The sequence below is a fragment of the Pseudomonas sp. BF-R-01 genome (assembly GCF_019946615.1).
Taxonomy (GTDB): Bacteria; Pseudomonadota; Gammaproteobacteria; order Pseudomonadales; family Pseudomonadaceae; genus Aquipseudomonas; species Aquipseudomonas migulae.
The window spans coordinates 42,974-58,037 of sequence record NZ_JAGYFX010000035.1 but is presented as its reverse complement, the minus strand read 5'-3'; the positions used below and the strand labels follow the sequence as shown (position 1 = coordinate 58,037).

Below are 15,064 nucleotides of genomic sequence, written 5' to 3'. Positions count from 1 at the left end.
ACGTTGATCTTGAGGCCGCCATCGCCAGCAAGCCGGCTCCTACAAAGGTCTGCGTGCGCTTCAGGAATTGGGCACAATCGAGCCATTCGAATAAGAGTCACGCCCATGCTGATCGATGAAGAGTTGACCCTGAAAAAACTCGAGGTGTTCCTCGCCTTCATGCGTACCGGCAATCTGGCTCGCGCCGCTGCCGAATTGCAGACCAGCAACGTCAGCGTGCACCGGGCGATCCACTCCCTGGAAAGTGCCCTGCGCTGCCCGCTGTTCAAGCACGAAGGCCGTAACCTGACGCCGCTGGAAAGCGCCTATGTACTGGAAGAACGGGCGCAAAAGCTGATTCAGGACGTGGTCGAAACCGTGCGCCTGACCCGCGAAGCCGCCGGCTTCTCGGCTGAGCGCTTCAAGCTGGGTTCGTTGTATTCGTTGACGGTGAAGACCGTTCCGCAACTGATCATGGGCCTGAAAATCCGCCGCAGCGAACTCAATATCGACCTGATCCTCGGCTCGAATTTCGACCTGTTGTACAAGCTCAAGAACATGGAAGTCGACGCGATCCTGGTGTCTTTGGACGAGAGCGTGAACGACCCGGATTGCGAGCAGATCCCGCTGTTTTCCGATGACATTTTCCTGGCCACCCCGGCGGACTCGAAGTTTGCCCAACGCACGGAAGTCGATCTGGCCGAAGTCCGCGACGAGACGTTCATTACCCTGACCCAAGGCTTCGCCACGCACCAGGATGGCAATCGGGTGTTCAAACAGGCGGGCTTCGAACCGAAGGTGGCGATGCAGGTCAACGACATCTTCACCCTGCTGAGCATGGTCAGTTCCGGGGTGGGTTATGCGTTGCTGCCAGGAAGGATTGCAGCGGTGTATGAGAACCGGGTGAAACTGATTCCGTTGCAGGAAAAGTATCGGTTGCAGCAGCACATCGGCGTGGTGTTTTTGAAGGCCAAGGAGCGCGATCCGAATTTGCTGGCGCTGCTGGCGGAGTGTCGGATGTATGCCAATCGCCAGGCTTAAGACCACGTCGCACCCTTCGCGGGCAAGCCTCGCTCCTACAGGGATATGCAGTCTCTGTAGGAGCGAGGCTTGCCCGCGAAGACGTCAGAACAATCAGCGATAAATCATCGGACTAACCAACAATCCCGCGAACAATGAAATACAGCAGCGATGGCCCAAGCAGGCACCCAAGCCCGGTGTGGAACGTCGCCGTCAACGCCCCATAAGGCACCAACCGCCGATCCGTCGCCGCCAACCCGGCGGTCACACCGCTGACCGTGCCGGCCAACCCGCCAAACACCATCGCCGAGCGCGGGTTATCCAACCCCATCCAGCGCGCTGCCATCGGCGTGCCGACCATCACCAGAATCGCCTTGATCAACCCGGTGGCAATCGACAATGCGACCACATCGGAGCTCGCGCCAATCGCCGCGCCAGTCACCGGCCCGACGATGTAAGTCACCGCGCCCGCACCGATGGTGGTCATGCTTATTGCATCGCGATAACCGAACACCCAGGCAATGCTCGCCCCGACAATGAACGGCAACACCGTGCCCAGCAACAGCGCAATCACGCCGATCATCCCGGCCTTTTTCGCTTCGGTGGCCTGCACTTCGAACGCCGTGGCGACGATGGCAAAGTCACGCAGCATCGCGCCGCCCATCAAACCGATACCCGAGAACAGTGTCAGGTCCGCCAGGCCTTTTTGCCCGCCGGTCATGGTGCCGCCGACCCACGCCAGGACCAGGCCGATGACAATGGCAATCGCCGAGCCATGAATCCGCCCGAACGTCAGGCGTTTGGACAACACCACCGACACCCACATGATCACACCAACGAACGCGAACGCCGTGACCAGACCGTTAGTTGCCAAGCCTTTCTCGATGACTTCCAACATATCAGCGGCCTCCTACTGGCGTGCCGAGGGGCGTGAGTTCCGCAGGCTCATCAGGCAACGGTTCGCCTTTGTGGGTCCGGCTGATCAGGGCAATGGTGCAACCGCAGAGCACCACCGAACCGATGGCCGCGAGCACCGCGACCGGGCCGCCGTGCAACGCGGTCACGACGTTCTGTTGCGCCGCCATCGCCACCACCACCGGAATGTACATGGCGCCCCAGAAGCCGACGCCCATCTCGCAATCCTTGGTCATGCCGCCGCGCTTTTGCATCCACAACCGCGCGCAGATCAACAGGATCATCGCGATCCCGACCCCGCCCACATTGGATTTGACGCCCAGCATTACGCCCAGCGCATCGCCCAGAATCACCCCTGCCAGCGTACAGATCGCCAACAGCGCCACACCGTAAATAATCATTGTTGTAGTCCTCAAAGTGCATCGTCGAATGTTGTTTTTGTTGTTCGAAGGCCTGAGTTGGAGGTCTAGAGTTGGCGGCTTCCCTCCTCACGCAACAGCGCCTGCAAGGTGTCGAGCCGCGCCCCGTCGAAGGCAATCACGGTGCCCTGCTCGAACACCCGCCGCGCCAGCACGGTCAGCACCGCACCGGGCGGCAGTTCGATCTGTAGCCGTACGCCGCGCTCGTAGGCGCTTTGTACCGTGCCGCGCCAATCGACGATGCGGCACATGTTGTAAGCCAGGTCTTCGCGCAGGGCTTCGATGTTGATGATTGGCCGGGCGCGACTGCCGCTCAGGTAACCCACCGACGGGCTTTTCAACTGCACGCGGGTGAAAGCTTCGGCCAGTATTTTCGCCGGCGCATCCAGCAGCGGGCAGTGCGACGGCACGCTGACGGCAAGTCGCTTGGCCAGGCCTGCGCCGCGCCCTTTCGCCAACTCGGCGACGGCCTTCATCGCACCGTCGCTGCCGGCAATCACCACCTGGTTATCGGCGTTGATGTTGGCCAGGTAAACCGGCGTATCGACGCTGTGAACCTGCGCCAGCAAACCTTCCACTGTGGATAAATCGAGACCGATGATCGCGGTCATGCCGTAGCCGTGTGGATAAGCCTGCTGCATCAATTCACCGCGCAAGCTGACCAGATGCAGCGCATCGCTGAAGCTCAAGGCACCCGAAACCACGGCTGCCGGATAAGCACCAATGGACAAGCCCGCCACGTAATCCGGCGTCATCGATAACTGACGCGAAGCCGCGACACCGGCAATCAACAGGCACAGCTGAACCGCCCGCGTCGACTTCAATGCTTCAGCGCAATCCAGCAGCAAAGCATCTTCGCCAAGCACTTCGCTCGCCTCGATCACCGTCTCGCGAGGCAAACGATGGAGCATGCCCGGCTGCTGCGCGCCCTGGCCGGGGAACACCAGCAAACTGCTCACGCTGCTTGCTCCAGCGGGTTCCACGGATCAATCACAAGGCAGGCTCCGCTGGCGTTTTTCAGCAACACCCGACGCGTAGGACCGGCCCATTCACGCAGGGCGACGGCACCAAATGGCGTCTGCAATTGCATGTCCACCTGGCACTTGGCGCGGTCCAGAATTTTCAGCAGTTCCTGCGCCTTCAACCGTTCCAGAACCTGCGGCGTACGCAGGATCAGATCCAGATCGCTGCCCTCATGCAAGGCAACAACGCCACTGGCCAATTCAAATCCGGCACTGCCGCTGACGCCCCACACCCAACCGCAGCCATCGAGCAACGGCCGCAATTGGTTGAGGGCCTGCACGGCGGGCAAATCCCGATCGATCGAGACATGACACAGCGCTTCCGGTGTGACCCGACGCTGAACCGCATCGACCGCCATCACCGTCGCATACCGCTGCTCACGCAACCGTCCACGCACCCCGACCGCGATGAAACCCGGCGTACTCAACGCACGCCGAACCACCACCGGCTGACCCGCGCTGATCGACTCGATCACCCACGCAGGCGCCTGCGCAGGCAACTGCTCCGGGGTCATCCCCCACAGCAGGTCGTGAGCGAGAAACGTGCTCACCACTGCGCTCTCAGCAGTTGGCGAACCGTGCTCGACGCGGCGCGGTTGCTCGCGCCCAAGCGGCTGCTCAAATCGCGACCGCTTGCGGCAACATCGCCAATCGCCAGATTCAGGCATCCCGTCACTCGCGCCAGATCCGCTGATGTCGGCTGCTCAATCTGGTCCACCGACAAGGTTTCCCACAGCAAACCGAGACTGGCGTAGCTGTCGATGTCATACGCCATCGGCGGCACGCTGGCGGCCAGTGCTTCCAACTCTTCGACACTGCGCAAGGTCACCCGCGCCGCTGACGCCTTGCCCATCGCATGCACCATCACGCCCGGATCACGCAGGGCGATCAGCCGGTTAGCCTGGTAGCCATGAGCCAAAAACGCTCCGGACATCGCCTTGCCCACCAGCAAACCAATCACGGCGTGGCCAGCCAACCGGGCGCGGGCATAACTGTCCGCCGCGCCCGCCAAGGCCTGATGAATGCCCAGCGCTTCTTCGCGCCGACCGTAAGCCTGACTCGGCACATCGATGATCGCGATCACGGCGCGCTTATGCGATTTATCAGCGTCAGCCACGATGATTTCATCCACAGCCTTGGCCAAGCCCCAACCTTCCAGCAAACCCACTTCACCGTTGCGAGCGCGGACGAAGCGGTTGTCGGGATCTGCCACCACCGCGACAAACCGGACCGGTTGTTCACCCACCACACCATCAGCGGCTTTCAGTGATGCAGGCAAACCCTCCACCGGTTTCGCGCCTGCACTCAAGGCGTTGAACCAGTTCAAACCTCGCAGGGAATACGAACTCATGAGCGCTCTCCTTGATACAGATCGCGAACCGTCGCGGCATCGATTTGCGGTTCGGCGTCCAGGCGGGCCAACCGTTGCAGGAACAGATCGGCCTGACGACTGCGTTGTTGTTCCGGCAAGCCTTGTTGCAGCAATTCACTGACCTGCTGCCGGACCTGCGCCACGTCATCAGCGACAAAGCGATCCACCAGACCGCTGGCAAAGCGTTGCTCGCCACCGGTCAGGCTCCAGATGAACGGACGGTCGCGGGAGTCGTATTCCTCAAGCCCGGCTTCCTGTTCGATCACCTGTGGGCCGTTCAGGCCAAGACGCGCTTCCTGAGTCACCAACAAATAGCTGCACAACCCGGCGGCAATCGACATCCCGCCAAAGCAGCCGACGCTGCCCGCCACCACGCCGATCACCGGTTGGTACTGACGCAGATCGACAATCGCCGCATGAATGTCGGCAATCGCCGCCAACCCGAGGTTGGCTTCCTGCAAGCGCACGCCGCCGGTTTCCAGCAGCAACACGGCGCGGGTTGGAATGCCGTTACGGTTGTCTTCAGCGGCGAGTTCCAGTGCACCGGCAATCTTCGCCCCGCCGACTTCGCCGAGGCTGCCGCCCTGGAAAGCGCCTTCGATGGCAGCGATCACCACCGGCAAACCGCCGAGGCTGCCTTTGGCAATCACCACGCCGTCATCGGCTTGCGGCACCACGCCCTGGCGCGACAGCCACGGCGACATGACGCGTTGGAACGGGTCGAGCAATTCGCGGAAGGTGCCGGCGTCGAGCAAGGCTTTCGCCCGTTGCCGCGCGCCGAGTTCGATGAAGCTGCGTCTTTGTAGGTATGGCTGGGGGAGCGCTGCACTGTCAGTCATGGCCGATCTCCTCAAAGCCTTGTTCCAGACGCAAGCGCACCACACCGGGGGTCGCGCCGAAATCGTGGATATCGATGGCCATTGCCGGTGGTGTCTGGCCGTCGAACATCCGTGCGAACAGATGCTGCCAGCGTTGTTCGGCGCCATTGACCGAGGTCTGCACCTTGATGGTCAGCTTGCCGGCCTGACCCGGTTCGATCAGCACTTCCAGATCGCCCGAGCCGACACAACCCACCAGCGTACGACCGCGTGGCGGCTGCCCGGCGGGGAATTCAAAGGATAAGGTTTCCATCAAAACGCTCCCTGGTTGATGCCGTCAGCCGACGCAATGCGGTCGATGAACAGGCAGGCTGCGAGCAAGTCCGCAGCGCCGCCGGGCGAGGCATTCAACGCGATTAATTGTTCGTCCAGTTCATGCAAGCGACGGCGACCGGCGAGGCTGGCGCTGCCACCCGCGTCGAGCACCGCCTGGGCGCCGAGTTGCATGGTGTGCAGGCCTTGTTCGCCGGCGCGGTAGAGCACGCAGGTGTCACTCAGTTGAGTCATGATCGCCAGCAGCGCATCGAGCCGGGCGTTCTGTTCGCCATGGCCGGCGGCGCGGCTGCGCTTGAGTTGCGGCAGTGCGCGTTGCAGCACCGAAGGAAAGCCAAGCTGCGCCTCTTCACGGGCACCGCGCGCGCCGTAACGTTGGGCGACTTGCGCACCGTGGCTCAAAGGACGCGGGGCGAAACGGTCGTCGAGTATCGCCAGTCGGGCGGCGCGCAACGTCACCGTGCTTGCGTGGGTATTCGAGCAGTCCAGCGCGGCGGCAGTGACCAGCAGGCCCAACGCCCAGATCGCGCCCCGATGTGTATTCACACCGTTAGTGGTGCCGAGCATGGTTTGCTCGCCTTCCCGGCCAATCCGCCCAATCGCTTCGCGCAGCGGTACACCGACTTCGCCAAACGCGATGGCCGATTCCGCCATTTCCTTGAATGCTGGCCACAGCGACAACGCCGAAGCGTGCATCAGCCCGAGGTGCAAATCGGTGTGTGCGCCATTGCCGCGACGATCCACCAGCGCCGGTTTCGGTGACAGGTCCGCTTCGTCGATCAGCGCGTCCACTGCCAGGTCCGCCAGCCGTTCGGCCAGCGACAGAGGTTTGGGTTGCAGGTTGAATGCGTGCATTACCAGCTCCTGAACTTGGCGGGCGGGTTGTAGAGGCCACCGGACCACTCGACCAGATCGGCCACGCTTTTGGCGGCGAGCAATTCGCGGGTGGCGTCGGTGCGACGGATGCCGAGGTCTTCAGGCAAGGCGATCAAGCCTTCGCGACGCATCCGGGCGGTGTCTTTCGGGTTGTGACGCAGGCCGATGGCAGTCACGCCAGCGACGGCGGCGATCATTGCCTGACGCTCTTCCAGCGAGCGCGCCTTGTACAAATAAGCGATGCCTTCTTCGGTCAGCAGGTGGGTGACGTCGTCGCCGTAAATCATGATCGGCGCCAGCGGCATGCCGCTTTTCTTCGCTACTTCAATCGCGTCGAGGGTTTCGACGAAGGTCGGTTTGCCGCCCTCCTGGAACGTCTCGACCATTTGCACCACGAGTTTTTTGCCGCGTTCGAGCAACGGTTCCGGCGCATCGCCGTGGCGCATGTCGAGCCAGGCCGGCGTGCCGTGACGCCGCCCACGCGGGTCGTGCCCCATGTTCGGTGCCCCGCCGAAACCGGCCAGGCGCCCGCGAGTCACGGTGGAAGAATGGCCGTCGCCATCGACTTGCAGGGTCGCGCCGATGAACAGGTCCACCGCGTATTGCCCCGCCAGTTGGCTGAACATCCGGTTGGAACGCAGCGACCCGTCGCGCCCGGTGAAGAACACGTCCGGCCGCGCAGCAATGTAGTTTTCCATGCCCAGTTCGGTGCCGAAGCAATGCACGCTTTCGACCCAGCCGCTTTCGATGGCCGGGATCAAGGTCGGGTGTGGATTGAGCGTCCAGTTGCGGCAGATCTTGCCTTTGAGGCCGAGGGATTCGCCGTAGGTCGGCAGGATCAGTTCGATGGCGGCGGTGTTGAAACCGATGCCGTGGTTCAGCGACTGCACGTTGTGTTTTTCGTAGATTCCGCGGATCGCCATCATCGCCATCAGCACGTGCACAGGCTTGATGTGCCGTGGGTCGCGGGTGAACAGCGGCTCGATGTAGAACGGCTTGTCGGCCACCACCACGAAATCGACCCAGGACGCGGGGATGTCGACGCGAGGCAGGTCAGTGACGTCGTCTACAAGCTGGTTCACCTGAACGATGACGATGCCGTCGCTGAAGGCCGCTGGTTCGATCAATGCAGGCGTGTCTTCGGTGCTGGGGCCGGTGTAGATGTTGCCGGCGCGGTCGGCCATGAAACCGGCCGAGAGCACGACGTTGGGAATCAGGTCGACCACCAATCGTGCGTAGAGCTCGATGTAGGTGTGGATCGCACCGATTTCCAGAAGGCCGTCTTCCAGCAATTGGCTGATGCGCAGGCTCTGGGTGCCGGCGAAAGAGAAATCGAGCTTGCGGGCGATGCCGCGTTCGAACAGGTCCAGATGCTCGGAGCGCCCGACGCTGGGCATGATCATGTGCAGGTCGTGGAGCCTGGCAGGATCGGCCTTGGCCAGGGAGCGCGAAAGGAAATCCGCCTGCTTCTGGTTGTTGCCCTCCAGCACCACGCGGTCGCCGGGCAGGATAAGTGCCTCCAGCGCGGCCACGATGTTGTCGGTGGGCAGCACCACACCGTCAGCCAGGCCCTTGACCAACGCCAGACGCCGCTGCTTTTCGCTGCGCCGCCGCGTCCATCGCGAGTCGGGGGATATTGTTGTTGTCATGACCACTCCACGGGTTCGCTGTCGTGGGAGTCACCTTAGGAGGGTTGGGTGGGGGGCATCAATCAAGCAGAGAGACGGATCGTTACGGTTAGGGTAATGGTTGGCAGGACGGACGCCTTCGCGGGCAAGCCTCGCTCCTACAGGGGTTTTGTGTGCGCCCCGATCCATTGTAGGAGCGAGGCTTGCCCGCGAAGGGGCCAGTCAGACCAGCCCGGCACTCACAAGCAACTCCTCCAGCGCCAGCAAGTCAGGCACCTTGGCCACTTGATCGCCCACCTGCACCGCCGCCTGTTCCAGCGCACATAACGGCACATCGACATAGCTGAGCTGGCTGTCGAGCTTGTAGGAACGAGGAATCCCCTGCACCAGCAACGCGATGAATTTCAGCTCCGGTCGCCCGCCGAGGGCATTGAGAATCACAATCCGCGCCCGCTCACCAATGACGATTTTATCGCCGCACGCCGACTCAAAACTGAGCAACGGAATCTGCCGCTCCCGCCAGCTCACCCGCCCCAGGTACCACGGCGGCGTATCGAGATCGAAGGCTCCCGGCTGATAGTCGATCAACTCCGCCACCGCGACGTTGGGCAAAATCAGGTTGCGGTCAGCCAGGGGCAACAGCAGCCCGGTGAGGTTGCTGGTGCGATGTTCAAGCATGGGTTTTGCTCCACAGGGCGATGCTTTCGAGCAGCACCGATTCCTGATACGGCTTGCCGAGGTAGTCGTTGACGCCGATGGCCATGGCGCGGTCGCGGTGTTTCTGGCCGGTGCGCGAGGTGATCATAATGATCGGCAGGTGTTGCAGTCGCTCGTCGGCGCGCACCTGGGTGGCGACTTCGAAACCGTCCATGCGCGGCATTTCGATGTCCAGCAGCATCAGGTCCGGCATGTGATCTTCGAGCAGCAGCATGGCATCGACGCCGTCCTTGGCCGTCAGCACGTTCATGCCGTGGCGTTCGAGTAAACGACTGGTGACCTTGCGCACGGTGACCGAGTCGTCGACCACCATGACCAGCAAGGGCTTGTGCGGCTCGGGTTCAGGGTCTTGAAGCAGCCGTCGTTGCGGCACCTGCGCCTGCATCGCACGGATCGGCGCCAGCAGATCGAGAATCAGCACCACGCGGCCATCGCCCAGAATCGTCGCCCCGGACAAGCCCTGCACCGCCGCAAATTGCGGGCCGAGGCTTTTCACCACAATCTCGCGGGTGCCGGCCATGGCATCGACCTGCACCGCGATGTGGCGCTCGTTGCATTGCACCAGCAATACCGGCAACGGCAGGCTCTGGCCCAACAGTTTCGGGCGTGTACTGGTTTTCAGCAGTTCACCTAAGTAGCACAGTTCATAGTGCTGCCCGGCGTATTTGTAGGTCGGCGGATCGAGCCGGTAATGCCCTTCGAGTTCATTGGGTAGCACGCGCACGATGCCGTCGATGGTGTTCAGCGGGATCGCATATTGATCCTCACCGCACTGCACCATCAGCGCCCGGTTGACCGACACGGTGAACGGCAGGCGAATGCGAAAATGCACGCCCTGCCCCGCCACAGAGTCGATGCTCATCGTGCCGCCGAGTTGCCGGACTTCTTCATGAACCACGTCCATGCCCACGCCACGCCCGGAAATCTGGGTGATTTTCTCGGCCGTGGAGAACCCCGGTTGCAGGATGAACTGCAGCACGTCGCGGTCGCTGATGTCGCTATCAGCGGCGAGCAGCCCGCGCTTGATTGCCTTGCGCCGCACCGCGTCCAGCGGCACGCCGGCGCCGTCGTCGCGGATGTCGAAAATGATGTCGCCGCCCTCGCGGGACAGGTCGAGGGTGATCCGCCCTTGCGCCGGTTTTCCGGCCGCGATGCGCACGTCTGCGGATTCGAGACCATGGTCCACCGCGTTGCGCAGCATGTGTTCCAGCGGTGCGGCCATGCGTTCGAGGACGTTGCGGTCCATCTCGCCTTCGGCGTTGCCGACCACGAATTCCACCTCCTTGCCCAGCTCGCTGGAGACCTGGCGGACGATGCGCTTCAAGCGCGGCAACATCCGCTCGAACGGCACCATGCGCGAGCGCATCAGGCCTTCCTGCAATTCGGTGTTGATGCGGCCTTGCTGTTGCAGCAGGTTCTCCGCGTCCTGGTTGCGCCGGTCGAGGGTTTCCTTGAGGTCGAGCAGGTCAGAGGCGGATTCGAACAGCGCCCGCGACAGCTGCTGCAACTGCGAGTGACGGTCCATTTCCAGCGGATCGAATTCTTCGTAGCCCGAGCGTTCAGCGTCGACTTGCTGGCGGCTGAGAATCCTGCCCTGGGTTTCGGTATCGAGCCGGCGCAATTGGTCGCGCATGCGCTCGATGGTGGTTTCCATTTCGTTCAGCGCCACGCGAGCATCGTTGACCTGCTGTTCGATGCGGCCACGGAAGATCGAAGTTTCCCCGGCCAGGTTAACCAGATCGTCGAGCAGTTCCGCCGAGACCTTGACCATGTCGGCACCGGTATCGGCTTGTGGCGCAAGCGGCTCGACCTTGGGTGCAACCGGTGTGGCAACGGGTGTTTCCAGCACTTCCGGATGGCTGAAATTCCTGATCGCATCGATCAGCCGATCCGCTGGTGGCAACGGTTGACCGGCGCGGGTCGCGTCGAGCATCTGCGCCAGTCGGTCATGGCTGCTTTGCAGCAGGCCGAACAGCGCGGCGGTCGGTTTCAACACACCGGCGGACAAGCCTTCGTAGAGAAATTCCAGCTCATGGGCGAGGTCGCCGATCGGGCCGATTTCCACCATCCGCGCACCGCCCTTGAGGGTGTGCAGATCGCGCAGCAGCGTTTCCATTTCCTGACGATTGGCAGGTTCGGCCTGCCAGCGAACCAGCGCCGCGCCGGAGTTTTCGATGATGTCGAAACCTTCCTCAAGGAAGATTTCCAGCAACTCCGGATCATGCCCCGGCGAGTCCTCGGCCCGCACAGGCTCGGCGACGTCTGGCGCACTGGCGTTACCTTGGCGGAACTGGCGAATGGCTTCGATCAGCTCACCCGGATCACCCAGTGGCTTGTGGTGCTGCAATTGCTCAAGCAGTTGCGCCAGTCGGTCATGGCTCTGTTGCAACAGCTGCGCCAGGGTTTCGTTGTGGCAGTAACGGCGATCGACAAGCCCTTCGTAAAGGCTTTCCAGCTCATGGGCGAGGCCTGCGACCGGCTCGACTTCGGCCATCCGCGCACCGCCCTTGAGCGTGTGCAGATCCCGCTGCAACGACAACAACGGCGCGGCGTTGTCCGGGTCTTTCAGCCAGCGCTGCAAGGCCTGACCGGCGCTTTCGAGGATGTCCACCGCTTCTTCGAGGAAGATCGAAACGATCTCGTCGTCCAGATCAACAACGCTGTCCACTGTAGGAGCCGGCTTGCCGGCGATGGTCGTTAACGATGACGCGTTTTCACTGGATGAATGCGGCGCCTGTGAGTCCATCGCCGGCAAGCCGGCTCCTATAGGGGTTTGTGCCAGTTCGGCGGTGGCGCTGCTTAGTTCGCGAATGCTCAGGGTGCGGCTGCCGTCGCTGCGGATCAGGCCCATGGCCGATGGGTCGAGGCTCTCATCGAGCAAGCCGCGCAAGGCCCGGATTCGCTCCGGTTGCGGGCTGACTTCCTGACCGGCCGCGAGTTCGTCGAGCATGTTGATCAGCGCTTCGTGGGCACTTTGCGCCTCATGGAAAAACGCCTCGCTGACCGCCAGGCTGCTTTCTTCCACGGCGCCGTAGAGATCGAGCAAAGCTTCACAGAGCTCATCCACCGGATGCAGATCGGCCAGGTGCGCGCCTTCGCCGAGGGTGGTCAATTCATCCAACAGCGCGCTGAGTTCCTGACGTTCACCGGGGTGCTGCTGCCAGCGCTGCAACAGGCTTTCGGCGTCCAGCAGGATGTCCATGCCCTGGGCCAGGAAATTGTTGATCAACTGTGGATCGCGCTTGGTTCTGAGCGCCATGCTCGGCGTGCTCAACAGGGCTTCCAGGCGTTCGGCCAGCAGCGCCTGGGTTCTTTCGATCAACGAACGGGCCCCGGGAATCTCGGCCAACGGATCGACCTTGAGCTGTCGCAGCCCGACGCGGAACACGCCTTCGGCTTCCAGCAGCAGTTCGACTTCGTCGAGGTCCAGCGCGATCAGGTGCGCCTTGTATTCACGAGCCAGTTTGTCCAGCGGCGTCGCCAGCTCGGCAATCGGCAACACGCCGGCCATCGAGGCGCTGCCTTTGAGCGTGTGCAAGGCACGTTGCAGTTCGTCGCTGGCCTGCAACGGCACATGTTCGGCGGCCTGATCGAGGAAGCGGTTGAGGCTGGCCAGATGGGTTTCGGCTTCGTTGCGGAAGATCTCCAGCAGCAACGGATCGAGGGCGGCGACATCCTGCACGTCCTCATCGGCCAACGGCTTGTCACCCTTGGCGAGTGCGTGTGCGCGGGCGGCCAATTGGTCGACGTCGTTGCGCTGACGCTGAGCATTGCCGGCAAATTCAGCCACCAGCTCCGGCAGCAGGTTCAATACATCGCCGAGCAATTGCTGCACCGCCGGCCCCGGTTCAACGCTGCGTTCCAGCACGCGGTTGAGCAGGTTTTCCACGGCCCACGCCAGTTCACCCAGCACCAGCGCGCGCACCATCCGGCCACTGCCTTTGAGGGTGTGGAAAGCTCGGCGCAGTTCGCCCAGGGTCGATTCGCTCTCGGGGTTGGCCGCCCAGCGCGGCAAGTATTCCCGGAGGATTTCCAGGACCTCGTCAGTTTCTTCGAGGAAGACTTCGCGCAGTTCATCGTCCACCGGTTCTTCACCCGGAGGCGGTGGCAACAGGCTGCCCGGCGTATTCAGGGCGGGTGGATTGACCGCCGACACCGGGTTGGCGAGGACATCGGCCAGGGTCTGGACGACGTCGGGATCGTCCAGTTCCTGCTGGTCCTGCATCACCTGCGCCTCACTCGGGCTGAGCACTTCATCCAGCACAGGGACATTGTGTTCGCTGGGGAAAAAGCCGAGCGCTGCCAGGCTCTTCTCCGCAACGTCGAGCAATTGTTCACCGGACGCTTCAGCGTCGTCGCTCAGACGTTCAAGGTAATACTCGATGCTGGTGATGACGTCGGCCAGGCTGTCCAGCGCCTGCCAGCCAGGCTGGTCCGGGTCGAGCAGCAGATGCTCGCGGATAAAGTGGTTGCAGGCGTCGATCAGGCTCGCCGCACGGCTCAGCGGGATCATCGCCAGCGCGCCACGCACCTGGGTGAGCAAGGCCGGCAACGGTTGCAAATGCTGGCGGTCCCAGTCGGCGTCGATGTAGTCGACGATCATGTCCTTGGCCTGTTGCAGGCAGATGCGTGCTTCCTTGATCACGATCTGGTGGATCTGCGTCAGGTCGGTGGTCGGCAGGCGGCTGTCTTCCTGGCTCTCCGGTTCGACCGTGCCGACCATCCCGGCGAGCGTCGCCTCGACGTAAAGCAAGGCGCCGGCGACATCCATCAGGATCGCGTCGTTGGGTTCGCGTTGCCCCTGAGCGAGGCTCAACACCACCGCAAGCTGATCGATGATGACCTTGCGCGGCTGGCCGAAACCGAGCACCGCCAGTGTGTCGGCGATTTGCCGCAAGGGTGCCAGCAAGCTATCGAGGTCTGAGGCATGCTGGCGGTCGCTGCGCACGAACAGGTCGAGGCGTTCCTTGACCCGCACCAGTTCTTCGCACAGCGCGGCCAGCACCGAGCGCATGGCATCACGGTCCGGGCCGGCCAGCCGCGCCCGTTCTTCGTCGACCATCGCGCTGTCAGGCAGCGCATCGTCCAGTCCATAGCGATCTTTCATGGTCAGCATCTGCCCGGTGGGGTGTTCGGCTTTGGCGATGTAAAACAGCAAACTCTTGAGCAACTCCGGCGGTGCCGGCTGATTGATCGCGCACATGCCCTGCTCAAGCAGGCGCTTGAGTTCTTTGTCGGCGTCCTTGAACAGGCTGCGCAGGGCCGGACTGTTGGCAATCGAGCCGCCGCGCATGCCTTCGACCAGCGCCGAGGCAACGTGCCACAACGGGCTCAGCGGCGCATTCCCGCACAGCCCTTCGAGGCGTGAAAATACGGTGCTCAGGTAACCGAGATGGGTGTCGTCATCCTGTTCGCGCAGCAACCCGACCAGGGCCATCTGCAACATCTGGCGCAATTTGCGCAGCACGTTCGGCAGGTCCGCCGGCTCCAGCAACGCCAGCGCCTCGTCATCCAGTGGCGGCAAGTCCGGTAATTGCGGGGTGAACAGGCTGGTTTCCGATAACAGGCTTTCGCCACGGGCACTGCGCAGGTCGTTGATCAACGGCAACACCACCAGCGGCAGGTCGCGGCGCGCGCCTTGTACGCGGTCGAGATAGATCGGCAGCTGACCGATCGCTTGCAGCAACAAGTGGATCGCCTCGTCGCGATGAATGACGCGGTTCTGCTGCAAGGCGGCGGTCAGTTGTTCCATTTCTTCGGCGAGCAGGGCCGCGCCGTAGAACTCGACCATCTGCAAACTGCCGTGAACCTGATGGATGCACGCCAGGCATTCACTGAGGGCGTGCGTCGCCTGAGGGTCATCAAGCAACGTTTCAATCGCCTGGTGAGCCACTTTCAGTGTTTCGGCAATCTCGCCTTTGACCCATTCGAGGGCCACATAGTCGTGCCGATCACCCATAACCAC

At 62.5% G+C, this 15,064-nt stretch carries 12 protein-coding genes; 1 reads left to right on the top strand and 11 read right to left on the bottom strand.

Going from position 1 to position 15,064, the window contains the following annotated elements:
* Positions 1 to 105 precede the first annotated feature (105 nt).
* Positions 106 to 1,020: a LysR substrate-binding domain-containing protein gene (locus KGB27_RS15285; protein ID WP_008033325.1), complete on the top strand. Its 915-nt coding sequence runs from the start codon at positions 106 to 108 to the stop codon at positions 1,018 to 1,020.
* Positions 1,021 to 1,132: 112 nt separating this feature from the next.
* On the opposite strand, the gene madM is transcribed toward KGB27_RS15285, so the two are convergent.
* From madM to KGB27_RS15230, 11 genes are all read right to left on the bottom strand, one after another.
* On the bottom strand, positions 1,133 to 1,897 hold the full coding sequence (gene madM / locus KGB27_RS15280) for a malonate transporter subunit MadM (RefSeq protein WP_008026230.1): 765 nt from the start codon (positions 1,895 to 1,897) through the stop codon (positions 1,133 to 1,135).
* 1 nt (position 1,898) lies between these two features.
* A complete protein-coding gene (gene madL, locus KGB27_RS15275) occupies positions 1,899 to 2,315 on the bottom strand; it encodes a malonate transporter subunit MadL (RefSeq protein ID WP_192227557.1) in 417 nt (138 codons plus the stop codon).
* Between the two features lie 65 nt (positions 2,316 to 2,380).
* On the bottom strand, positions 2,381 to 3,292 hold the full coding sequence (gene mdcH, locus KGB27_RS15270) for a malonate decarboxylase subunit epsilon (RefSeq protein WP_223555162.1): 912 nt from the start codon (positions 3,290 to 3,292) through the stop codon (positions 2,381 to 2,383).
* A complete protein-coding gene (locus tag KGB27_RS15265; RefSeq protein WP_223555159.1) occupies positions 3,289 to 3,909 on the bottom strand; it encodes a malonate decarboxylase holo-ACP synthase in 621 nt (206 codons plus the stop codon). Before KGB27_RS15265 ends, mdcH begins: the two co-directional genes overlap by 4 nt.
* On the bottom strand, positions 3,903 to 4,706 hold the full coding sequence (mdcE, locus tag KGB27_RS15260) for a biotin-independent malonate decarboxylase subunit gamma (RefSeq protein WP_223555156.1): 804 nt from the start codon (positions 4,704 to 4,706) through the stop codon (positions 3,903 to 3,905). The genes KGB27_RS15265 and mdcE overlap by 7 nt, the downstream gene beginning before the upstream one ends.
* On the bottom strand, positions 4,703 to 5,566 hold the full coding sequence (locus tag KGB27_RS15255) for a biotin-independent malonate decarboxylase subunit beta (RefSeq protein ID WP_223555153.1): 864 nt from the start codon (positions 5,564 to 5,566) through the stop codon (positions 4,703 to 4,705). Before KGB27_RS15255 ends, mdcE begins: the two co-directional genes overlap by 4 nt.
* Positions 5,559 to 5,858 (bottom strand): malonate decarboxylase subunit delta, encoded by a 300-nt coding sequence (locus tag KGB27_RS15250; RefSeq protein WP_008026217.1) that lies wholly within the window; start codon positions 5,856 to 5,858, stop codon positions 5,559 to 5,561. Before KGB27_RS15250 ends, KGB27_RS15255 begins: the two co-directional genes overlap by 8 nt.
* The gene (locus tag KGB27_RS15245) at positions 5,858 to 6,733 is read right to left on the bottom strand and encodes a triphosphoribosyl-dephospho-CoA synthase (RefSeq protein ID WP_223555151.1); all 876 of its coding nucleotides are present in this window, start codon (positions 6,731 to 6,733) and stop codon (positions 5,858 to 5,860) included. The genes KGB27_RS15250 and KGB27_RS15245 overlap by 1 nt, the downstream gene beginning before the upstream one ends.
* Complete coding sequence (gene mdcA, locus KGB27_RS15240) at positions 6,733 to 8,403, bottom strand: malonate decarboxylase subunit alpha (RefSeq protein WP_008026213.1); 1,671 nt, start codon at positions 8,401 to 8,403, stop codon at positions 6,733 to 6,735. Before mdcA ends, KGB27_RS15245 begins: the two co-directional genes overlap by 1 nt.
* 201 nt (positions 8,404 to 8,604) lie before the next feature.
* The gene (locus tag KGB27_RS15235; RefSeq protein WP_008026207.1) at positions 8,605 to 9,060 is read right to left on the bottom strand and encodes a chemotaxis protein CheW; all 456 of its coding nucleotides are present in this window, start codon (positions 9,058 to 9,060) and stop codon (positions 8,605 to 8,607) included.
* A complete protein-coding gene (locus KGB27_RS15230) occupies positions 9,053 to 15,058 on the bottom strand; it encodes an Hpt domain-containing protein (protein ID WP_223555148.1) in 6,006 nt (2,001 codons plus the stop codon). The genes KGB27_RS15235 and KGB27_RS15230 overlap by 8 nt, the downstream gene beginning before the upstream one ends.
* Positions 15,059 to 15,064 lie beyond the last annotated feature (6 nt).

Excerpts from the sequence above, each read along its gene's own strand:
- KGB27_RS15285 (WP_008033325.1), top strand. The coding sequence starts at position 106 with ATGCTGATCGATGAAGAGTTGACCCTGAAAAAACTCGAGGTGTTCCTC.
- madM (WP_008026230.1), bottom strand. The coding sequence starts at position 1,897 with ATGTTGGAAGTCATCGAGAAAGGCTTGGCAACTAACGGTCTGGTCACG.
- madL (WP_192227557.1), bottom strand. The coding sequence starts at position 2,315 with ATGATTATTTACGGTGTGGCGCTGTTGGCGATCTGTACGCTGGCAGGG.
- mdcE (WP_223555156.1), bottom strand. The coding sequence starts at position 4,706 with ATGAGTTCGTATTCCCTGCGAGGTTTGAACTGGTTCAACGCCTTGAGT.
- KGB27_RS15255 (WP_223555153.1), bottom strand. The coding sequence starts at position 5,566 with ATGACTGACAGTGCAGCGCTCCCCCAGCCATACCTACAAAGACGCAGC.
- KGB27_RS15250 (WP_008026217.1), bottom strand. The coding sequence starts at position 5,858 with ATGGAAACCTTATCCTTTGAATTCCCCGCCGGGCAGCCGCCACGCGGT.
- KGB27_RS15245 (WP_223555151.1), bottom strand. The coding sequence starts at position 6,733 with ATGCACGCATTCAACCTGCAACCCAAACCTCTGTCGCTGGCCGAACGG.
- mdcA (WP_008026213.1), bottom strand. The coding sequence starts at position 8,403 with ATGACAACAACAATATCCCCCGACTCGCGATGGACGCGGCGGCGCAGC.
- KGB27_RS15235 (WP_008026207.1), bottom strand. The coding sequence starts at position 9,060 with ATGCTTGAACATCGCACCAGCAACCTCACCGGGCTGCTGTTGCCCCTG.
- KGB27_RS15230 (WP_223555148.1), bottom strand. The coding sequence starts at position 15,058 with ATGGGTGATCGGCACGACTATGTGGCCCTCGAATGGGTCAAAGGCGAG.